General features: G+C 45.4%; 19 protein-coding genes, 9 tRNA genes and 1 other RNA gene. All 29 read left to right on the top strand.

Annotated features, from left to right (window positions below):
- Positions 1–179 precede the first annotated feature (179 nt).
- On the top strand, positions 180–1,178 hold the full coding sequence (gene obgE, locus ONB37_06410; protein ID MDZ7399774.1) for a GTPase ObgE: 999 nt from the start codon (positions 180–182) through the stop codon (positions 1,176–1,178).
- Positions 1,179–1,914: 736 nt separating this feature from the next.
- Positions 1,915–2,259 carry a YCF48-related protein gene (locus ONB37_06405; protein MDZ7399773.1) on the top strand — a complete coding sequence of 115 codons (345 nt, stop codon included), beginning with the start codon at positions 1,915–1,917 and terminating at the stop codon, positions 2,257–2,259.
- 9 nt (positions 2,260–2,268) lie between these two features.
- Positions 2,269–2,583, top strand: a complete 315-nt coding sequence (locus ONB37_06400; GenBank protein MDZ7399772.1) for a YCF48-related protein — start codon at positions 2,269–2,271, stop codon at positions 2,581–2,583.
- 3 nt (positions 2,584–2,586) lie between these two features.
- Positions 2,587–4,089, top strand: a complete 1,503-nt coding sequence (locus ONB37_06395; GenBank protein ID MDZ7399771.1) for a YCF48-related protein — start codon at positions 2,587–2,589, stop codon at positions 4,087–4,089.
- 331 nt (positions 4,090–4,420) lie between these two features.
- Entirely contained in the window at positions 4,421–5,521 is a 1,101-nt protein-coding gene (gene dprA / locus ONB37_06390) for a DNA-processing protein DprA (protein ID MDZ7399770.1), read from the top strand.
- 22 nt (positions 5,522–5,543) lie between these two features.
- Positions 5,544–6,701 (top strand): DUF362 domain-containing protein, encoded by a 1,158-nt coding sequence (locus ONB37_06385; protein ID MDZ7399769.1) that lies wholly within the window; start codon positions 5,544–5,546, stop codon positions 6,699–6,701.
- A gap of 64 nt (positions 6,702–6,765) precedes the next feature.
- Positions 6,766–6,853, top strand: a tRNA-Ser gene (locus ONB37_06380).
- 24 nt (positions 6,854–6,877) lie between these two features.
- Positions 6,878–6,966 (top strand) — tRNA-Ser (locus tag ONB37_06375).
- 116 nt (positions 6,967–7,082) lie between these two features.
- Positions 7,083–8,528, top strand: coding sequence for a glutamate--tRNA ligase (gltX, locus tag ONB37_06370; GenBank protein ID MDZ7399768.1), 1,446 nt, complete (start codon positions 7,083–7,085; stop codon positions 8,526–8,528).
- 89 nt (positions 8,529–8,617) lie between these two features.
- Positions 8,618–8,691: transfer RNA gene (locus tag ONB37_06365), tRNA-Gln, on the top strand.
- A gap of 82 nt (positions 8,692–8,773) precedes the next feature.
- A tRNA-Arg gene (locus ONB37_06360) sits at positions 8,774–8,850 on the top strand.
- A gap of 55 nt (positions 8,851–8,905) precedes the next feature.
- Positions 8,906–8,978: transfer RNA gene (locus ONB37_06355), tRNA-Glu, on the top strand.
- Positions 8,979–9,034: 56 nt separating this feature from the next.
- A tRNA-Arg gene (locus ONB37_06350) sits at positions 9,035–9,108 on the top strand.
- Between the two features lie 58 nt (positions 9,109–9,166).
- The gene (gene tadA, locus ONB37_06345; GenBank protein ID MDZ7399767.1) at positions 9,167–9,676 is read left to right on the top strand and encodes a tRNA adenosine(34) deaminase TadA; all 510 of its coding nucleotides are present in this window, start codon (positions 9,167–9,169) and stop codon (positions 9,674–9,676) included.
- Positions 9,677–9,753: 77 nt separating this feature from the next.
- A tRNA-Ser gene (locus ONB37_06340) sits at positions 9,754–9,840 on the top strand.
- 25 nt (positions 9,841–9,865) lie between these two features.
- A tRNA-Ser gene (locus tag ONB37_06335) sits at positions 9,866–9,959 on the top strand.
- 100 nt (positions 9,960–10,059) lie between these two features.
- Positions 10,060–10,135 (top strand) — tRNA-Ala (locus tag ONB37_06330).
- Positions 10,136–10,137: 2 nt separating this feature from the next.
- An RNA gene (gene ffs, locus ONB37_06325) (signal recognition particle sRNA large type) lies at positions 10,138–10,405 on the top strand.
- On the top strand, positions 10,398–10,565 hold the full coding sequence (locus ONB37_06320; protein ID MDZ7399766.1) for a hypothetical protein: 168 nt from the start codon (positions 10,398–10,400) through the stop codon (positions 10,563–10,565). Before ffs ends, ONB37_06320 begins: the two co-directional genes overlap by 8 nt.
- An 88-nt stretch (positions 10,566–10,653) precedes the next feature.
- A complete protein-coding gene (gene dnaX / locus ONB37_06315) occupies positions 10,654–12,372 on the top strand; it encodes a DNA polymerase III subunit gamma/tau (GenBank protein MDZ7399765.1) in 1,719 nt (572 codons plus the stop codon).
- Positions 12,373–12,467: 95 nt separating this feature from the next.
- Complete coding sequence (locus ONB37_06310; GenBank protein ID MDZ7399764.1) at positions 12,468–12,812, top strand: YbaB/EbfC family nucleoid-associated protein; 345 nt, start codon at positions 12,468–12,470, stop codon at positions 12,810–12,812.
- Positions 12,813–12,901: 89 nt separating this feature from the next.
- Positions 12,902–13,477, top strand: a complete 576-nt coding sequence (gene recR, locus ONB37_06305) for a recombination mediator RecR (GenBank protein MDZ7399763.1) — start codon at positions 12,902–12,904, stop codon at positions 13,475–13,477.
- Between the two features lie 231 nt (positions 13,478–13,708).
- Positions 13,709–14,281 (top strand): 2-oxoacid:acceptor oxidoreductase family protein, encoded by a 573-nt coding sequence (locus ONB37_06300; protein ID MDZ7399762.1) that lies wholly within the window; start codon positions 13,709–13,711, stop codon positions 14,279–14,281.
- Positions 14,278–14,562: a 4Fe-4S binding protein gene (locus tag ONB37_06295; GenBank protein ID MDZ7399761.1), complete on the top strand. Its 285-nt coding sequence runs from the start codon at positions 14,278–14,280 to the stop codon at positions 14,560–14,562. Before ONB37_06300 ends, ONB37_06295 begins: the two co-directional genes overlap by 4 nt.
- Positions 14,563–14,667: 105 nt before the next feature.
- Positions 14,668–15,849, top strand: coding sequence for a pyruvate ferredoxin oxidoreductase (gene porA, locus ONB37_06290; protein MDZ7399760.1), 1,182 nt, complete (start codon positions 14,668–14,670; stop codon positions 15,847–15,849).
- A 196-nt stretch (positions 15,850–16,045) separates the two neighbouring features.
- Positions 16,046–16,972 (top strand): thiamine pyrophosphate-dependent enzyme, encoded by a 927-nt coding sequence (locus ONB37_06285; protein MDZ7399759.1) that lies wholly within the window; start codon positions 16,046–16,048, stop codon positions 16,970–16,972.
- Positions 16,973–17,425: 453 nt separating this feature from the next.
- Positions 17,426–18,049: a CDP-diacylglycerol--glycerol-3-phosphate 3-phosphatidyltransferase gene (gene pgsA, locus ONB37_06280; protein ID MDZ7399758.1), complete on the top strand. Its 624-nt coding sequence runs from the start codon at positions 17,426–17,428 to the stop codon at positions 18,047–18,049.
- Positions 18,050–18,595: 546 nt separating this feature from the next.
- Positions 18,596–19,063 (top strand): phosphatidylglycerophosphatase A, encoded by a 468-nt coding sequence (locus ONB37_06275; GenBank protein MDZ7399757.1) that lies wholly within the window; start codon positions 18,596–18,598, stop codon positions 19,061–19,063.
- Positions 19,064–19,074: 11 nt separating this feature from the next.
- Positions 19,075–20,292 (top strand): CinA family nicotinamide mononucleotide deamidase-related protein, encoded by a 1,218-nt coding sequence (locus tag ONB37_06270; protein MDZ7399756.1) that lies wholly within the window; start codon positions 19,075–19,077, stop codon positions 20,290–20,292.
- The last annotated feature ends 218 nt before the right edge of the window (positions 20,293–20,510 follow it).

The raw sequence follows: 20,510 nt of genomic DNA, 5'->3' as shown, positions 1-20,510 counted from the left end.
AAACGCAGATCGGCCAGGAATGCTGTCTGCGTTTTTTTCATTTAATGCTGGTGGTCTGGGCAAAGTCATGATTGCATGTGCGAGTTGAGAGAGAAAATTTTGAAGATGATGCTCAGAAATCGATTTTTTCCTGAGAAAATTTTGCGCAGAATGAAGGACTGAAGCAAGGAAACGATCCAATGTTTATAGATCAGGCGAAAATTGTCACGATTGCAGGTCGAGGCGGCGATGGGGTAGTAAGCTTTCGCAGAGAAAAATATGTGCCCAAAGGTGGCCCAGACGGAGGCGATGGCGGCAAAGGAGGGGATGTGATCATTGAAGCAGATCTAAATCTGCAAACATTGCTGGATTTTCGCTACCGCACCAAATTTAAGGCGCAATCGGGCCGACATGGTCAAGGGGCAAATAAGACTGGCCGCAGTGGCGAGGACCTGATCATTCGGGTACCATTAGGTACTATCATTAAAGATGACGAAACTGGAGAGCTGCTGGCTGACCTTGTGACGCCAGGTCAAAGAGCGATTGTTGCGCGCGGAGGTAAAGGCGGCCGCGGCAATGCCCGCTTTGCTACCCCAACCAATCAGACGCCGCGCACTGCCGAACCAGGTGAGCCTGGTGAGTCGCGAACGATTTTATTGGAATTGAAATTAATCGCTGATGTCGGCCTCGTCGGTTTGCCCAATGTGGGAAAGTCCACCTTGCTTTCCCGATTGACGGCTGCACGACCTAAAATAGCGGACTACCCATTTACCACATTAACTCCCAATTTAGGCATCGTGCAGTTCAAAGATCATCGCAGTTTCGTGATAGCAGATATTCCCGGTCTCATCGAAGGGGCAGCCCAAGGGAAAGGATTGGGATTGGAATTTTTAAGGCATATCGAGCGAACCAAAGTGCTGGCGTTCTTGATCGAAGTGACCTCAGAGAATATTTTTCGTGATTATGAAATTTTAAGAAAAGAATTAAATGCATATAATTCGGATTTATTATCACGACCATCCTTGATTGTATTAACCAAGGCTGATTTAGCTTCATCTCATGAACCACAAGGCAAAGAACAAATTATGGGGCTGGGAATTCCAATCCAAAAAATATCCGCCTTGACAGGAGAAGGATTAGAGAGTTTAAAAAATGAAATGTGGAGGCTAATTGAAAAATCAGATAAAAGAAATTTATGATGAGAAATAAATCGATCAAAAAACTCTTGACATTTAAATTTTTTTTGTATAATTAATATATAAAGAGATATAAATAGATTGTTCTTGCATCTACAATTCTTTTCGCCTTCGGCTTCGGTCTGGTCAGCTTCCTTTTGTTAAATGATTCTGATTTCTCGACGATGAATGGTTATTAAAACGATCCTTTAAGAAAATACGATTTTATTTCATCCTAAAAACAAAAATAATTCAGAAATTGTGATGCTTTTGTAAGCATTTCATGGATGGTGTAACATGTTATGCTTTATTCATAATTCGTCATTGGTGGAGTTGGGGTTGAATAATCATTTCAGCAGATATCATTCTGCCCCCCCCCAGAAAAATGCTTTCAAAAATTAAACAAATACATTTCAATTTCTGGAAGCCGGCAGATATCATGTTTTCAATTTGAGCGTAGCTCTTTTCCTATTAATCTATTTAATCCTTCGCCTCCCTTTTCCGCTGGCACATCTAGAAATAACTAATCAGCTAAAATATAGGCCTAAAAGAACCTGGTTCATATTCAGTTTACTGGAATGGTAGAGATAATTCAGGCGCATGAGTGGCGGCTGGGATTTATTTTTATCAACTGCAGGAAGGGGGTAGGAATAAAGTGGGCAAAATTACTCTATTGCGGTAGTTCTTCTATGACGACTGTTGTGAACCGAGCGGCTATCGCTTGGGTCACTTCTTTCATAACATTTAAGGAGGTTCAGTTATGAAACCGAAATATATTTTACTTGGAGCGATTCTTTATGTCTTATGTGCTTGTGCTAACTCATTATTATTTGCCCAGGGTTCCTGGGACCAGGTACGCAGGGCTGATTGGGAATTTGGATTACAAAAAGTACACTTTCCCAGCGAGAAAAACGGATTTATTTTAGGTACCCATAACAAGTTGTTGGTTACCAGCGACGGTGGCCAAAGCTGGAGCCGTTTTCAGTTTCAAGATTCGCTTGAAGAAAACCTAAAAGGCTTCAATAAAAATATTTGCTTTTTCGATAGCTGTAAGGGAATGATAATAGGACATGGATTTCTTTTAAAGACCATCGATGCCGGCTAAAATTGGACGCTGGTTGAAACTAATATGGATACGCTTCCTTTGAACAACGGCTATTTCTGCAACATGAATAATGGGACAATGGTCGGCGACTTTGGAATGATCACTCATACTGAAGATGGCGGCAAAAATTGGATCAGGCAGAATAGTGGTGCTGATGTTTTTCTCTATGCGGTATTTTTTATCGATAGTTTGACTGGGTGGTGTGGAGGGCGAAATGGCATGATATTGTACACGAAAGATGGTGGAAAAAACTGGAACCAGCAGGATACTCATCAGGGGACTATAATTTTAGATTTGATTTTCTTAGATAAAAACCGTGGTTAGGCCGTGGGTACTGGTTCAACCGTGTTACGAACTATTGACGGAGGTTTAACCTGGGAAAAAGTTAATATAGATACAGAACAAAAATACATGTTAGCGGATATTTTCTTTATTGATGATCAACAAGGCTGGATAGTTGGGGGAAATGGTTCTAATGGTGGCAGTAGCATTATTTTGCACACTACCGACGGTGGTAATTATTGGCAATTTCAACGTGCACCGACTTTAAATCACCTTACCAGTGTCTTTTTCAAAGATGAGGTTCATGGATGGATCACTGGAGCCCATGGAACGTTACTCAGTACCGAGAACGGCGGTGTCGATTGGCACCTGGCAGTGAAAGCCACCTCCAACGCTCTGATTGCTGTATCATTTGTCGATAAAGAGCATGGGTGGGCTATCGGAACCAGCACTCTCATTCATACCAAAGATGGCGGCACGACCTGGGTTTCCTGCGACACTTTAGAGGGTAACGATATCGTCTTTGTAGATCGGCACAAGGGTTGGTTTGTTCATGCTGCAAAAGGCATTTACCATACCGAAGATGGAGGCAATACTTGGCAATTACAGTACGGTATCAAAGGCTTTTATCGCATTTCATTTGCTGATTCCCTTCATGGATGGGCGATTAGCTCGGATAGTGCAGGTGCTGATATTCTCCATACCCAGGATGGTGGCAAATCCTGGCTGCATCAGTTTCGCTTGCCGTCCCCTTCAATGCAAAGTATCTTTTTTGCTAATTCTTTGATGGGCTGGGCTGTAGGTGACTCTGGTGTAATTTATCACACCGATGATGGTGGAAAATCATGGAAATTTCAGCATGAGGGGATTAAAGGGGAGTATATCTTGAACGATGTTTTTTTCGTCAATGATAGTACAGGTTGGGTTGTAGGGGGGACCGGCATTTGGCACACAACTAATGGAGGAAAATTATGGCAGCGCCAATTGTGCCCTCTTAATTGGGAGGAATCCTTGCAGGCTGTCCATTTTACTGATGAAAACCATGGCTGGGCTGGAAGCTTAGGAGTCATGCTATATACTGAGGATGGAGGCAAACATTGGCATCGTTACTATTCCCAGGATTTTGACTTTTGGCGTAACGACATCTACTTTATCGATCGTGACCACGGCTGGGCAGTTGGCTCGTATGGCGCGGTATACAAGTGGAGCGGCAATGCGCTTGCGATAGCTGATACCAAGCAAGAAGAATTGCCCAAACATTTTGAATTGCAGCAAAATTATCCCAATCCATTTTCGCCGCAGCTGAGTTTATCAGGGACGAAGATCAATTATTCTCTACCAACTTCAGCACCGGTATCAATTAAGATTTTTAACCTGCTAGGTCAGATAGTCTATATATTTGATGAAAGAGAACAACCGCCTTGCAATCATTCAATCACCTGGAATGGCCAAGATAATTTTGGAAACATATTACCCAATGGAATTTATTTTTACCAAGTTCAAGCTGGAAAGGAAATAAGAGTTGGTAAAATGACATTGCTTCGCTAATAAAACATATTTTGAGCTTTAAAACGACATCTTTAATTGATGGCAAAAATACAAGCCGCTCTTTTCAATAGCAAGAAATTGAGCGGTTTTTTATTTAATAAATTTGTACTCAGTTAATTTAGATTAATTGTTCAACAATAAGATAAGAACGCTTCAAATTTCTACCATTTTTTTTCTTGCTTTGCAAAAAATTTTATCGTATAATTAACGCAATCGATTCAACCCTATCAGAATGCGGTCAAATATTCAATTGCATTGGTTATAAATGCCCCTGTTAAAAACTTTTCAACCAGAATAAAATTTAGAAAAATTTAATTAGCAAGCCAAGCAGATGTATATTAATAAAGAACAATTGATCAACCTCTCTGCGATTCCTGGAATTGGCGCGACCCGAATTCGGTCGCTGGTCGCACATTTTAAGTCGACTGAATTAATTTTCTCGGCATCGATTAAGCAGCTTTGTGAAGTTGATGGTATTGAGCTGAAAATCGCGCAACACATTAAGGCATATCGGGATTTTGAATTCGGGGCAAAACAACTTGATCGAGCTGCCAAAATGGGTATCGAGATGATTGATTTCTGGGATGATCGCTATCCCGAAAACTTGAAGCGCATCTATGATCCGCCGGCTTTCATTTTCATGAAGGGGAGTTTGCAAAAGACCGATCGGTATGCAATCGCCATGGTAGGGACGCGACTGCCGAGCAGCTATGGAAAATTGGTGGCTGAGAAAATAGCAGTAGAATTGGCGCAAAAGGGCCTAGTGATTGTGAGTGGGTTGGCTCGAGGCATCGATACCATCAGTCATGAAGCTGCACTGCGCGTTGGTGGGCGAACGTTAGCAGTGATGGGGTGCGGGCTGGATTATATTTATCCCCCGGAGAATAAAAAGCTAGCGGACAAGATCATTGAGCAGGGGGCACTTGTCTCTGAATTTCCATTGGGCACCAAACCCGATGCCGTGAATTTTCCTCGGCGGAATCGCATCGTGTCTGGGCTTTCGCTCGGGACGGTCGTTGTGGAGGCAGGGACCAAAAGCGGGGCACTGCTCACAGCTAACTATGCTTTGGAGCAAAGCCGTGAAGTCTTCGCGGTCCCTGGGAATATTAATAGTCCAAAAAGCGCTGGGACGAATCAGCTTATCAAAGATGGCGCCAAACTCATCACCGATTCCAAGGATATTTTGATCGAATTGGAACCACAATTGAAAAAATTCTTGAAAGAAGAGGAGATGCGGGCCAAGGAATTGCCTGCCGATTTATCAGACCTTGAGAAACTGTTATTGAGTCGGCTGAGCCATGAGCCAATTCATATTGATCTGCTCTCTGCAGCCATTGGAAAATCGACAGCGGAAACATTATCGGCCCTGTTACCGCTAGAATTCAGAGACCTGGTGAAGCAACTCCCCGGGAAATTGTTTGTTCGGCTGTGAGTTTTTAGGGGGAAATGAGTTAATGAGATTATCGCAATTAAAAGCTCAACAGGGCAATTGCAAAAGCACCGTTGCAGTCGTTCATTGTCAGAATTACGATCATGGTTTAGTCGATTTGGCCATTGATCAGGTAGCTCGGTTAGTTGGCGGGTTGGATCAATTTGTTGCCCCAGGGATGCAGGTGCACGTGAAGCCGAATTTATTGGCTGCAAAGCCGCCGGAGCGGGCTGCAACGACCCATCCTTCCATTGTTCAAGCGATCGTTGAGCGAATTATGCGACTCGGGGCGACTGTCACTATTGGGGATAGCCCGGCTGGCATCTCACGGCCGATCGAAGAATATTGGCGCATCACTGGGATGGAACAAGTGGCCAAACAAACTGGAGCTCAGTTGGTTCAATTGGAGAAGAAAGGGGTGATCGAACGCCGGGTCAATGGGAGATCCTATTTTATTGCTCGGGCAATTGCTGAAGCTGATCTGGTGATCAATATCTGCAAACTAAAGACGCACAATTTGACCTTATATACTGGCGCGATTAAAAATATGTTTGGTTCCATTCCGGGTTTTCAAAAAAGCGAATATCATAAACAGCACCCCAAAGTCGAGCAATTTGCAGAGATCATTGTGGATGTTTTTCAGGCCGTGCAACCGAGATTGAGCATTATGGATGCGGTTGAGATGATGGAGGGCAATGGGCCTTCTGCCGGCACACCGAGACATCTGGGGCTCATATTGGCAAGTTGCGATGCCGTAGCCCTGGATAGCGTTGCTGCCAGGCTAATTGGTTTTGATCATGGAGAAGTTTTAACAACATCCTATGCGTATCACCGCGGCTTGGGCGAGGCTGATCTGCGAAGGATTGAGTTGGTAGGTGATCCCTTGCCCTTGATCGAGCCTAACTCGATTGAGCTTCCTGCTAACCGACTGCTTCACTATGTGCCAGGGGGAGTGGTAAAATTATTAGGCAAATTGGTTTGGGTGCGCCCAAAACCAAGCATCGATCGTTGCAAACGTTGTGGGGCTTGTATCAAAATTTGTCCTACCCAGGCGATGAGTTCTCGGGATGGCTTTCCCATCATAGATTATAAAAAATGCATTAGCTGCTTCTGTTGTGATGAAACCTGCCCGCATAATGCCATTGATCAAGATATGAGCTGGTTGACAAAGCTGTTTCGGTAAAATATCCAATTTGATCAAAAAATTTATTGACTAAGAATTGAAAAGTTTGTATATTTCAACCTTTGGAGGACTAGACCTAATTGGTAAGGCAGCGGTCTTGAAAACCGCCGTCCCTTGTGGACATGGGGGTTCGAGTCCCTCGTCCTCCGCCAATAGGGCTGCTTATCAGCGAGCTTGGAGAGGTGCCGGAGTGGTCGAACGGGGCGGCCTGCTAAGCCGTTGTAGTTCGTTAGAGCTACCGAGGGTTCGAATCCCTCCCTCTCCGCAAGCCGTTACAACGGCTATTTAAAGATAACGGCTTTTTTTCATATGAAATTATCATAGCTTTATGTGGGAGATTGACAGGGCTAAAGGAGAATAATCGGTTTTTTAATGGAACAGTTGGAATCAAAAGATCGAGTTCGCGTTCGTTTTGCTCCAAGCCCTACTGGCTATCTCCACATTGGGGGCGCAAGGACGGCCATTTTCAATTGGTTATTTGCCAGGCATGAGGGGGGGAAGTTTTTATTACGGATCGAGGACACCGATTTCGCTCGCTCGGATCCGAAGATGGTTCAAGCGATCTATGATGGTTTGACCTGGTTGGGATTGAATTGGGATGAGCCGCCGATTTTTCAGTCTCAGCGGCTATCGCGCTATCAACAGATCGCGCAGCAGCTCATTGATAACAATCACGCTTATTATTGCTATTGTGATCACCAGCGGCTGGCCAGTCGAAAAGAGTTGGACGAGCATGACGAACGGGCATATCGTTACGACGGTCACTGCCGATACCTTTCGCTGCAAGAACGTCAAAAATTGGAGAACGAGGGAAAATCCCGCGTCGTCCGTTTAAAGGTAAATCCGGGTCAAACTCATTTCTCTGATGAAGTTCATGGTTCTTTGACAGTTGACAATAAAACGATAGATGATTTTATCATCCTCCGATCAGATGGGATTCCAACATACAATTTTGCAGTGGTAGTGGATGATCATGATATGGCTATTAGCCATGTAATTCGTGGGGATGATCATTTGTCCAATACGCCCAAGCAAATTCTGATCTATCAAGCGCTGGGTTGGAACGCTCCGAAGTTTGCCCATGTCCCGTTGATTCTTGGTCCAGATAAAAAGCGGTTAAGTAAGCGGCATGGTGCGACCTCGGTATCCGAATATCAAGCAGCAGGTTATTTGCCTGAGGCGATGCTCAATTTTCTGGCGTTGCTTGGGTGGTCGCCTGGCGATGATCGTGAAATCATGACTCAGACTGAATTGATTGAAAGCTTTAGCCTCAAGGCAATCTCCAAAAAAAGTGCGGTGTTTGATGAGGCCAAGCTGGTCTGGATGAATGGCGAGTACATTAGCCGAATGAACGATGATGAATTAGTTCAGCGCGTAGTACCAATTTTGCAGCAGCAAGATCTACTCCACAATCACCAGGTTAACGAGATCTATATCAAGAAAGCGCTTTCGCTGCTGAAGCCCAAAATTAAAAGATTGACTGATTTTGCCACATTAGGCTATTATTTGTTCCGTGACCCAGAACAATATGATCAGGAAGCGGTGAAAAAGTATTGGGAAGAGCAAGAAGTTGTTGATCGATTAAGAGAAGAGCAGGATCGGTTGGTAGCGCTGGAACAATTTGATGCAATGAGCATAGAACATGCGATCAGAAAACTGGCGGACGAATTGTCAATCAGCGCTGCCAAGCTGATTCATCCGACACGATTGGCCCTAACTGGATTTGGAGTGAGCCCAAGCCTATTCGACTTGATGGCGCTATTGGGCAAAGAAACTGTGATTAGGCGAATCGAACGGGCAATTAACTGGTTAGAGAGTGATAAATGATCGATCGCCGAAAAATTTATTTTTAAATATGAAATAGGTTCACTGATATATCGTTTTAAAATTGAGAACGCATTTTTAAATTTTGAGATTGGGGAGTCGTTCAACGGCAGGACACGTGGCTCTGGACCATGGAATCGGGGTTCGAATCCCTGCTCCCCAGCCAAGTTGGTTTATTTGGGAATGAGGTAATCGTGCGGTTGGGAAATGGTCTGATCATCTTTCCCTTCGCTTTATTCCCTAAGAGTGCGCCCGTAGCTCAATTGGATAGAGCATCTGACTTCGGATCAGAGGGTTGGGGGTTCAAGTCCCTCCGGGCGTACCATGAGCGACTGCTTTTTCAGACAACCGGAAGCACTTGTTCAGTGTGATTAAGCGATGGCGCGTTCGTCTAGTGGCCTAGGACGCCGGCCTCTCACGTCGGTAACACGGGTTCGACTCCCGTACGCGCTACAATTAGTCGGTTGGCTGAATGGTTGGATTTTTTATTTGTTCAACGACTGAATTAAGCGCCCGTAGCTCAATTGGATAGAGCGTCTGGCTACGGACCAGAAGGTTGGGGGTTCGATTCCCTCCGGGCGTACGAGGCAAAAATGGTTCGATTGGACCAGAGACTGGTCTTTATTGCATAGCAGATCGGTATGAAAACTGCTTTGACGGATGTGACCAATTTGGTGCGGGAACATGACAAATGGATGGAACAGGCTTTTTTAGAAGCGGAGAAAGCCTATCGGAAAAAGGAGGTTCCAGTCGGAGCGGTGGTGGTATATGAGAACCGAGTTATTGGTCGGGGGCATAATCTAATTGAAACACTCCAGGATCCAACGGCCCATGCAGAAATTTTGGCAATCACAGCGGCGGCAAATTATCTTGCTTCCTGGCGTCTGGAAAATGCTTCCCTTTACGTTACCCTCGAGCCGTGTGCAATGTGTGCGGGCGCGATTCTTAACTCGAGAATTCGATCTGTGGTCTTTGGAGCTAGCGATCCGCGGTTTGGTGCCTGTGGTTCAACGATAAATATTTTGCAGAACGACCGACTTCATGCTTCGGTGACGGTCATTCCAGGAATTTTGCAGGCGAGATGCGAATCAATTTTAAAGGATTTTTTTGCAAAATTGAGGGACAATCGATTCTCTAATTCTGAGAATTAAGCATCCGAGCATCAAAGCAGCCAGGCTATCAGCTAAAAGCGCTGAACAAGTTAAACATCGGGATTGAAAGCAGCCATGGAGAGGTGCCGGAGTGGTTGATCGGGGCGGTCTCGAAAACCGTTTTCGCCTTACGGTGAACGGGGGTTCGAATCCCCCCCTCTCCGCTAAAGTTTCTTCAAATTGAGATAGGGAGAGATGCCGGAGTTGGTTGAACGGGCACGATTGGAAATCGTGTGAGGGGCCAAAAGCTTCTCCGAGGGTTCGAATCCCTCTCTCTCCGCCAGCTTCGAGGCGGTATTTTCGGCTGACATTAAATATACTTTTCGCAGCAATTGGTAAATCGGCCGCGATACGGTATTCTGAAATACGTTTAGACTTTCATTGGGGCAGTAGCTCAGTTGGGAGAGCGCCAGAATCGCACTCTGGAGGTCGAGGGTTCAACTCCCTTCTGCTCCACCAGGCTGTGCTAGACGGGGAGCTAGCGGTGCCCTGTAACCTGCAATCCGCTATAGCAGGGTCGAATTCCTTGCCGAGGTTTGCTCGTCGGGTCTTGGCTCTTCGTAAGTGGTGTTGATAACTAAGTCCTGCGCAATGGAGCACTGCCGAACCCCGCCAGGATCGGAAGGTAGCAACGGTAAGCAGGACGCTCTATGTGCCGTAGGGTAGCTTGGTTGGAGCTGGCTGCGAAGCGCCTTGATCTGAAAGGAGGGATCGGAGCAAGGTGCACAGCCGTTTATTTATTCGCCTGGCTGACAGTGAAAATTGGGACAATATCTATTGTCCCTTAACTTTATCATGCGGCGCGGTACATAACCAATTGCTTCAATCGGGAACCCGGGGCATGGAATCATTTCACGAACAAGTGAACAATCGATTGCGCGGCCAGTAATCGCTGAGGTAGTCAAACTATTGTGGCAACGTTGAAAGCTTTGGAATAAGTTTGGGCTCTTTGGCTCGAGGAGTGGAGGCAAGTAGCAATGTCTTATCTGGTGTTAGCGCGAAAATGGCGTCCCCAAAAATTCGATGATGTCATCAATCAAAAGCATGTGGTGCTAACGCTTCAGAATGCGCTGCGAACCAGGCGGTTAGCAAATGCCTATTTATTTGCTGGCCCTCGAGGGATTGGCAAGACCACCATTGCCCGAATTCTAGCTAAGGCGATCAATTGTACTAAGGGCCCAAGCGAGAACCCTTGCAATGAATGCGACAGTTGCCTAGACATCACAGAAGGCCGGAGCCTCGACGTATTAGAAATTGATGGTGCATCCAATCGCGGAATCGACGAAGTTCGCAATTTGCGCGAAAGTTTGAAGTATGCTCCTAACCCTGGCAAATATAAAATCTATATTATCGACGAAGTGCACATGCTCACCACAGAGGCGTTCAATGCACTACTGAAGACATTGGAAGAACCCCCGTCGCGGGTACTGTTTATATTTGCCACTACCGAGCCCCACAAAGTCCCTGCAACTATTATCTCCCGGTGTCAGCGATTTGATTTTAAGCGAATTTCCACTCATGAGATTATAGAGCAACTGCGGCTAATTTGTCAGCAGGAACAGATCGATATCGATGATGAATCGCTATTATTGATCGCCCGGAAAGCAGAAGGGAGTATGCGGGATAGTCAAAGTTTGCTGGATCAAGTCATATCTTTTTGCGGGAATAAGATTCGAGCGGAGGATATCCGTGAGATTTTGGGCGTCATCGATTGGAACATCTTTTTCAATTTATCCGACGCCATCTTTCGTCGCGATTTGAAAGCTGGCTTTCAGATCGTTGAGGATGTTTTCTATAATGGCTATGATCTCAGTGAGTTTCTTAATGGAGCCAATGAGCATTTCCGAAATATCTTGGTGACCAAAGCGGTCGGATCTGTGGAGTTTGTCGAGGCGGCAGACCACTTTCGGCAGCGCTACAAAGCTCTCGCTGAACAATTTGATGAGCCAGATCTGTTGCGATTGATCCAAATTGCATCAGACGCACAAAATGCGATCAAGCGGAGCGCCAATCCTCGGCTGTTTTTGGAAATGATCGTTACCAAAATGATTCAATTGGATAAAGTCCAAAAGATCGATTCGCTGATCGAAGGGATCGATGTTCTCAAAGCAAAGGTGCTACAGGGACCGTCGATAAATACGATTGCAACAGGTCAGGATGCTGCGCTGCCACCCAACACGATGCTGAGCGATCAAAAAAAAAGTCCTCAGCCCCAGGCTCAAGTCGTTCGTGACGCTTCCCTGGTGACAATGACCCCAGCGACCAACCAAGCGAAATCGACACCTGCGGCTGACACCAACGGGTCATCGAACCGAGCCGCCACGCCTGTAATCGGAATTGAAATGGTCAAAGATCGATGGGGCATGATTATCGAGGAGATCAAAAAGAGAAAGATCGCGCTGGGATCATTTCTGAACGAGGGTTTGCCGGATCGAATTGAGGGCAACGAATTGGTTGTCGTGTTCGGTATGGAGAACAGTTTTCATATCCATTCCATTCATCGCAACCGCAAGGAAATTGAGTTGATATTGGCCGAATTGCTTCATGTCCCATTGCGGATTCGCTGTGTCCAGGCCGAAGGCCCGAACGTAACACCAGGATCAGGGAATGGCAATAGTTACATCGATAAATTGGGACAGAAGATACCATTGATCAAGACGATCATCGAGGAGTTCGATGGGGAACTGGTCCGATAATTAGGGAACTTTAGTTTAAAGCATCAGTTAGAATCTTCTACATTTGGCATTGAAATTTGATTTGAAAAATCACTATATAAACGGGAGAAAATTCCATGAAGAATCTGGGTCTTGGTACCTTGTTTAAGCAAGCCCAAAAGTTGCAGGAAGATATTTTAAAGATGAAGCAAGAATTGGCCAATATGAAAGTGATTGGGTCGGCTGGCGGAGGCATGGTGGAAGTGGTGGCCAATGGTCGGCAGCAAATTTTGAGCGTCAAAATTGAAAAAGAGGTGTTTGAATCTAAAGATGTGGAGATGCTCGAAAATTTAATCGTGGCCGCAGTGAATCAAGCGCTGGATCGGTCTACCGAATTGGCAAATGAGGAGATGAGCAAAATCACTGGCGGCGTTTTAAGCAATATCCCTGAGGGTTTGAAAATTCCGGGCCTCGGGCTATAAGAGCTCGGAACCGATTTCATTGAAATTAAAATCGAATTCATTAAGTTTTTTCCAACAAGTTCATGTCAACTGGGTATCTTTCAACTTCCATGCAGCGAGCCGTGGATGAGCTATCCAAGCTCCCAGGGATTGGGAAAAAATCGGCTCAGCGATTGGTATTTTATTTATTAAAAATCCCCCGCGAAGAGGTTATTGCGCTGGCAAAGTCTTTGGTGGAGGTCAAAGACAAAGCTTCTTATTGCTCCGTATGCTTCACTATTACAGAAACCAACCCTTGCGCTATTTGCACTGATGAGCGGCGCGATCGGACCACGATCTGCGTGGTAGAGGAAGCCAATGATGTGATTGCATTGGAAAAGACTGGGGAATATCGTGGGCTATATCATGTGTTGGGAGGAGCGCTTTCACCACTGGACGGAATTGGGCCAGATGATTTGAAAATCAAAGAGCTGCTAGCGCGATTGACTGGTGATGTGAAAGAGGTGATATTGGCCAATAATCCTAATGTTGAGGGCGAGGCAACCGCTCTTTACCTTTCCAAGTTAATTAAACCGCTGGGGATAAAGATCACTCGCATCGCCCGAGGGATTCCCGTAGGAACAGATCTGGAATACGCGGATGAGATCACGCTGATGCGCGCATTGGAGGGGAGAATCAGCTATTGAGTGTCAATAGCTGAACGTTTTAGGTGGTATAGGGAAGGACACGGTAATAACTGAAAGGGCGCTATCTTAAATTTTGTTTCATTGGGAAACTTAATGGTTCCAGCGCGTAAGTTTCTTGACAAGCATTTTGCTCGTATGCTTACCCAATCGAATTGGAGATCGATTGGATTAATCAGAAATGATGATAGCAGTTGTGAAATGATAGCATGAAACATATTGGAGGAACATGAAGTGGCAAATTTAATCGAAGTAAGATGGCACGGACGTGGTGGTCAAGGCGCTAAGACCGCGGCGTTGCTGCTGGCTGAAGCAGCTATTGCCGAGGGGAAATATGGGCAGGCATTTCCCGAGTACGGTCCAGAGCGCACCGGCGCACCAGTTCGTGGTTTCACAAGAATCTCTGACGAACCGATTCGAATTCATAGTGCAATTCAGAATCCTGATGTTGTAATCGTATTGGATCAGACGCTATTAGATACAATCGATGTCACTGAAGGGACGAAGCCCAATAGTATTCTGATTTTCAATACTACGATGACAAAAGAGGAAATAAAGAAGAAGCTAAAAGCTTCAGATCGAAAGATTTTTCTATTGAATGCCAATCAGATTGCTCAAGAGGAGCTTGGCCGCCCCATTCCAAACACCGTCATGCTGGGCGCTTTAATGAAGGCTACTGGGTTGATGCAAATGGATACTTTGGTGAAAGGGTTGACGAAAAAGTTCATGCATAAGTTCAGTCAGCAGGTGATCGACAAAAATATTCGGGCGGTAAAACGTGCTTATGAGGAGGTTAAGGAGATATGAGTGAAAAATCTTGGAAAGAAATACCGATCGGTGGATTGATATTAGAACCTGGGGCTTCGAGGCGCTATAAGACTGGCTCATGGCGTTCGTTCAAGCCGATCTGGTTCGAGGAGCGTTGCATTCAATGTCTGGCTTGCTGGAACGCTTGTCCTGAGCCTTGCATTATGGTGATGGATGGAAAAGTAACTGGCATCGATTATGATTATTGCAAAGGTTGTGGGCTATGCGCAAAGGTCTGCCCTGAAAAGGCTCATGCCATTGAAATGCAGGCCGAGTTCTGATATTGTTAGTTAGATGCCCCCACCAGTAATAACTGGTTTTAATTGCTACGAAAGATGAAGAGACGTTGCTGGTTTTGAATATGATTTTATGGAGGAATATAAATTATGCCAACTATAATGGGCTTATCAGGAAATGAAGCGGTGGCGCATGCCATGCGGCAGATCAATCCTGATGTGGTTGCGGCTTATCCCATTACGCCCCAGACTGAATTGATGCATCAATTTGCAGAGTTCCATGCCGATGGTCTGGTGGATACTGAATTGGTGTTGACTGAATCTGAGCATAGCGCCATGAGTGCGACCGTAGGTGCGGCTGCGGCAGGTGCCAGAGCCATGACAGCTACCAGTGCCAACGGTCTTGCTCTGATGTGGGAAATCGTTTATATTGCTGCCTCGCTTCGGCTGCCGATTGTTATGCCAGTGATCAATCGCGCCTTGAGTGGTCCGATTAATATTCATTGTGACCATAGCGATACCATGGGCTGTCGCGATTCTGGGTGGATTCAGATTTTTTCTGAGAATTGCCAGGAGGCGTATGATAATGCATTGATGGCAGTGAAAATCTCAGAGCATAAAAATATTTTATTGCCGACCATGATCACTCTGGATGGTTTTATCCTCAGTCATACGCTTGAGCGGGTTGAATTATTGGATGATGACGTGGTGAAAAAATTCGTGGGGGATTATCACCCAGAACATGCCCTGTTGGATGTTGATCATCCGATCACCGTTGGTCCGTTGGATTTGCAAGACTATTATTTTGAACATAAGCGACAGCAGATCCATGCAATGACGCAGGTATTTCCAGTGATCGAGCAAGTGGCCGGTGAATTCGCCAAGCTCTCGGGCCGGCGCTATGGGCTGATTGAGGAATATCGTCTCGATGATGCGGAACGCGCGATTATTTTAATGGGATCGTCAGTCGGTACTGCTAAAGATGTCGTGGACGACCTTCGAGATGCTGGCGAAAAGGTCGGTCTAATTAAAATCCGCGTCTATCGTCCTTTCCCGTATGATGCGATTCGTGCGGCGCTGAAAAAGCTGAAAGCTGTGGCAGTGCTGGATCGCGCAGTGTCGTTCGGGACCTTCGGAGGCCCTGTCTATACAGATGTCCGTGCGACATTGTATGGGAATGGCGTGAACCTCCCCGTGATTAATTATATCTATGGCCTTGGTGGCCGAGATATTGACAAAGCCCAGATCAAATCCGCATTTGATGACTTGAAAAATATCGTCAAATCTGGACGCATCGGTGAAGAGCTAAGATTCCTCGGATTGAGGGATTAAGCCTATCAGAAGCAATTGGAATTCCACTTCCGCTTGATCAACTGGGTGATTCAATAATTGGTTAAGGATTCGGCGAAACAATAATTGTTCGATATGATGGCATAGACAAAATTTGTTTTACCAATCCAGTCATTAAGATCGAATTCAGAAAACAAATGACATCTTATCAAGAAAAGATTCCTGGAGGTTTAAATATATGGCAAGTCTGAAAGAGTTAGCGGCTCGGGAGCCGAAGCTGTCTCCTGGGCATCGCGCTTGCGCTGGTTGCATTCCAGCCCTCGCCTTCCATCAGGTGCTCCGGTCGGCTCCTGGATATGTGGTTGCTGGCTGTGCGACTGGGTGTATGGAGGTGGTAACTACCATTTTTCCTTATACAGCTTGGAATATCCCATTTATCCATAACGCATTTGAAAATTCAGCCGCTACAATAAGCGGGGTCGAGGCCGCTTATCAGGTTTTGAAGCGAAAAGGCAAGGTGACTAAAGATATCAAGTTCATCGCCTTTGGCGGCGATGGAGGCACGTACGATATCGGCCTCCAATCGCTTTCTGGGGCAATGGAGCGGGGACATAATATGCTCTATGTATGTTATGACAACGAAGCCTATATGAACACCGGCATTCAGCGCTCCAGTGCAACGCCGTTTGCTGCTGATACCAAAACCGCACCTGTTGGCAAGGTCCATAAGGGCAAGAAGCAGTACCCCAAAAAGCTGACCGAAATCATCATTGCCCACGATGTGGCATATGCCGCGCAGGCTTCTCCCAGCCATTGGCGGGATTTAAATCGAAAAGTCGAAAAGGCATTGAGCATTGAAGGGCCAGCGTTTATTAATGTCCTCGCTCCGTGCCCGCCTGGCTGGCGATTCCCCAGTGATATGGGGCTGGAGATGGCGCGTCTGGCGGTGGAAACTTGCTTTTGGCCGCTTTATGAATTTGAGAACGGCAAACGCAAATTAACTTATAAGCCGAAAGAGAAATTGCCAATCTCGGAATGGACTAAACATCAAGGTCGGTTTCGACATTTGCATCAAGAGGAGAACAAACATTTGTTGGAACAAGCTCAGCAGGAAGTTGATCGACGCTGGAACGAATTATTAGCACTGTGCGGCGAATCTGCTTAATTTGATCGAGTCATACCTTCCAGATGCACTTAAGCCTCTGGAAGGTATTTCTTTTCATTGAGGGGGCGATGAGAGTGAGGTCCATCATCGAATAAAACAATAAAAAGTGGCCTCCTTTCTCTCAGGATGTTAAGTCCAAATAGCGTTGTTCATGCGATTTAGTGCCCGAACGAACGCCATGAAATTTGAATTAACGATGTCATTTTGAACGAGGTAAGGGATCTGCTTACTAAATTGTTAAACTTATAAATTTCTCCCTCCAGTTGAAATGGCTAAAAGGTGAGTTTTCGTTCTGGTACTTTTTAGAGATAATGTGAACCAAGCCAACCTCAGGTTGGATCTCATGCATTAAGATCTCACAGATACCGAGGGAGATGAGAATCGGCCCGATCGCCGATGGCACAATTGTAGAGCAAGCATTCGAACTGCAAACCGAGAGATGGGTAAATCGCTATGAATTTGCCAACGCAATTAACTTTGCTGCGAGTGATTTTGACCCCAGTCTTTTTGCTGTTGTTTTTTCATAATAGTTTGACCTTGAAGTTGCTATCGTTTCTGGTATTCATCATCGCCAGCCTCACCGATTGGTACGATGGCTACTTCGCGAAAAAATTGGGTAAGGTCAGTCAGTTCGGTAAGTTTTTTGACCCGTTGGCCGATAAGATTCTCGTTTCCTCTGCTTTCATTGCATTCTATTACCAGGGATATGTGAAATTGTGGATCGTGGTGGTAATAGTGGTGCGCGATTTTTTAATTACTGGCCTTCGCTCTTACGCTTTATTTACCACGCGACCAGTGGTGACCAGCGGCCTCGCGCGAGCCAAAACTTTTCTCCAGATGGTTTCGGTGTTCGTCATTTATGTAGTGTATCTGCTGGATCATTACTCGATTTATAATGGCCAGACATTTCGCATTTTGACGGCTGTCCAGAAATTAAAAATCATCGACCTATTGTTATGGGTCGTCGTCTTTCTGACCGTTTATACTGGGCTTCGATATTTAATAGAAAATCGTGCTCATTTAATATCCATCATCAAAGCTTGCTACCATGCCGTCATCCCTTCGAATTACTCTTAGAATTAGATGGAACTCCATAGGCTTCATTCGTAATGTTCCCTATTTAAATAGTTCGCTTTCTTCAATCTGATATGCGCTTATGCATAATAATTGTATGGCAGAAATCTACAAATCGTGAAAACCAAATTTTTTGATCATTCAATTCTCAAGTCAGAAACTGCCTAGATCCGCAGGCATTACTATGGGATTCTTAAATGTAAATTCCAAAAGCCTGAAAAAAGCAGATAAAGAATAAATTCAATTAACAGCCTGTCACCGCGGAGCATGTTTTCGGTGCGGATAGATGGATTATCTCAAATTGTTGGTCGATGGAGAGTATTGGCGAGGAAACGAACTTAGCGAGCAACCTTATTATGGCTTAGCAACAAAATTAGGCATTGATCCCCATGGAGTTTGTGAGTGAACCTATTATCAATCGGTCTATTCATATCTTTGAATATTTCGGTAGAACGCTTGGCATTTCAGAGGATTCAATAGGAATTGCTCAGAAGGCCAGCTTATCAGAATCGTTATCGGGCAATTACTAAAGATGCGAAAGAACATTTCATGAAAGTATTGATAAGATTTGTCGCCACTGGAGCTGGAGTTGGCTATTTTCCGATCGCTCAAGGAACCATGGGCGCGCTCTTGGCATTGATTCTGTTTGGGATTTTGCCTACGCCAAGCCCCATACTTTTTATCTTGACTATTGCAGTGTTGATGGTGGCTGGGGTTTATTCTGCTTCAGTTGTTGAACAAGAAGTGGTCAGTCGATTAGGGCCAACGCTTGGCCGTGATCCCGGGATCATCGTCATCGATGAGGTTGTTGGGATGCTGATCGCCTTGATCGCCATCCCGAAGACGACGAAGCTTTTGATTTTCGCCTTTGTCTTATTTCGCATATTTGATATTGTGAAACCATTTCCAGCCCAGCAGAGCGAGCGCCTCCCTGGAGGCTGGGGAATTATGATGGATGATATCATCGCCGGAATTTATGCGAACCTTATGATCCAATTTGGCCGCTGGATCTTTTAACAGGTGTGATAATGAAAATTGAGATCATATCTATTGGGGATGAATTGCTGATCGGGCAAATTGTTAACACCAATGCCGCTTACATCGCTGAAAAACTCACAGACATTGGCCATGAAATCGAATGGGTCACTGTAGTTGGAGATAATGAAGCTCATATCCGAGAGGCGCTTAGGCAGGCGGAAAGTCGCGTGGACATCATCATTGCGACTGGCGGATTGGGTCCGACCCACGATGATATTACGAAAAAAGTGGTTGCTGATTACTTTCATTCAAAATTGATTCTTAACGAATCGATATTACAAGCTATCCGAGCGCGATTTCGCCGCCGGCGCGTTCGAATGGCGAAGATCAACGAACAGCAGGCGATGGTGCCCGACAATGCGGTGATCATTGAGAACACTGCTGGCACAGCGCCTGGTCTAATGTTTCAAAAAAACGAAAAATATTTCTTTGTCATGCCTGGCGTCCCCGCCGAGATGATGGCTATGATGGAATCATTCGTCATCCCCTTTCTAAGGGGGAAAAGAGCATATAAAATTAAAAAGCTCGTGATTCATACCACTGGTATTGCCGAATCCACTATTTTCGAACAATTGGGAGATATTTCTGAGTTAGAGAGATTGGTACGTATCGCGTTTTTGCCAAGTTACGGAGGTGTCAATATCCGTTTGATTGCCCGGGGGAGCGATGAAAGCGCGATACAGCAACGGATTGACCAGGTTCGACAGATCTTTGATCAGAAATTTCACGACTACATCTGGGGCTATGACGACGATACGCTGGAACAAGTGGTCGCTCGGCTCTTGATCCAAGGCAATAAGACAATCGCCATCGCAGAATGGGGAACGCACGGTTATCTCACAGACATTCTGGCCGCTTTACCAGAATCCGAGCGATTTTTGATTGCCGGAGTAACCTTTTCCTCTGCCGAGGGTTTCGTTCGATTTGCAGGTGTCACTGATCTGAGCGACAGATCGAGCAGAATTACGCTGGAGACGTCCCGATTATTAACCAAACAAGTTCGCCAGCGCTTCGGTTCAGATTTGGCCATTGCGATTTTACACGACGACAATCTCGATGTAACGACCTTTATCTCGTTATGCGACGAAAACCAATTGATCTCGCATCGGTTTGTATTTAATTTCCACCCCGCCATGAATGTTCAACGCATCTCAGCCGCAAGCTTGAGGCTGCTCTATCAATATCTGACCTCCCAAAAAATATCTTGATTAATTGTATTGATTATTGTATATTTTACTTCAATGAAATCCTAAAGCTGTTGTGCTTTTGAAGTGGTAGCATTTTCGAGCTTGCTCGTTTGCTGCTTCAGGCTGCCAAATAAATAGCAGCGCGAGGATTTTTGTGAGCTTTTTGGACAAAAAAAGCTCCAAGTAAAGCGCCAGGGCTCAAAAATAATTGGATTGCTTCAAAGCTGAGAAAATGGCAG

Source organism: candidate division KSB1 bacterium, from assembly GCA_034506395.1.
Taxonomy (GTDB): domain Bacteria; phylum Zhuqueibacterota; class Zhuqueibacteria; order Thermofontimicrobiales; family Thermofontimicrobiaceae; genus Thermofontimicrobium.
Note: the sequence above shows the minus strand (reverse complement) of the source record. Positions and strands in the feature narration are given on the sequence as shown.

Coding starts and splice junctions, on each gene's coding strand:
- obgE (MDZ7399774.1), top strand. CDS start 180: ATGTTTATAGATCAGGCGAAAATTGTCACGATTGCAGGTCGAGGCGGC.
- ONB37_06405 (MDZ7399773.1), top strand. CDS start 1,915: ATGAAACCGAAATATATTTTACTTGGAGCGATTCTTTATGTCTTATGT.
- dprA (MDZ7399770.1), top strand. CDS start 4,421: ATGTATATTAATAAAGAACAATTGATCAACCTCTCTGCGATTCCTGGA.
- ONB37_06385 (MDZ7399769.1), top strand. CDS start 5,544: ATGAGATTATCGCAATTAAAAGCTCAACAGGGCAATTGCAAAAGCACC.
- tadA (MDZ7399767.1), top strand. CDS start 9,167: ATGAAAACTGCTTTGACGGATGTGACCAATTTGGTGCGGGAACATGAC.
- dnaX (MDZ7399765.1), top strand. CDS start 10,654: ATGTCTTATCTGGTGTTAGCGCGAAAATGGCGTCCCCAAAAATTCGAT.
- ONB37_06310 (MDZ7399764.1), top strand. CDS start 12,468: ATGAAGAATCTGGGTCTTGGTACCTTGTTTAAGCAAGCCCAAAAGTTG.
- recR (MDZ7399763.1), top strand. CDS start 12,902: ATGCAGCGAGCCGTGGATGAGCTATCCAAGCTCCCAGGGATTGGGAAA.
- ONB37_06295 (MDZ7399761.1), top strand. CDS start 14,278: ATGAGTGAAAAATCTTGGAAAGAAATACCGATCGGTGGATTGATATTA.
- porA (MDZ7399760.1), top strand. CDS start 14,668: ATGCCAACTATAATGGGCTTATCAGGAAATGAAGCGGTGGCGCATGCC.
- ONB37_06285 (MDZ7399759.1), top strand. CDS start 16,046: ATGGCAAGTCTGAAAGAGTTAGCGGCTCGGGAGCCGAAGCTGTCTCCT.
- pgsA (MDZ7399758.1), top strand. CDS start 17,426: ATGAATTTGCCAACGCAATTAACTTTGCTGCGAGTGATTTTGACCCCA.
- ONB37_06275 (MDZ7399757.1), top strand. CDS start 18,596: ATGAAAGTATTGATAAGATTTGTCGCCACTGGAGCTGGAGTTGGCTAT.
- ONB37_06270 (MDZ7399756.1), top strand. CDS start 19,075: ATGAAAATTGAGATCATATCTATTGGGGATGAATTGCTGATCGGGCAA.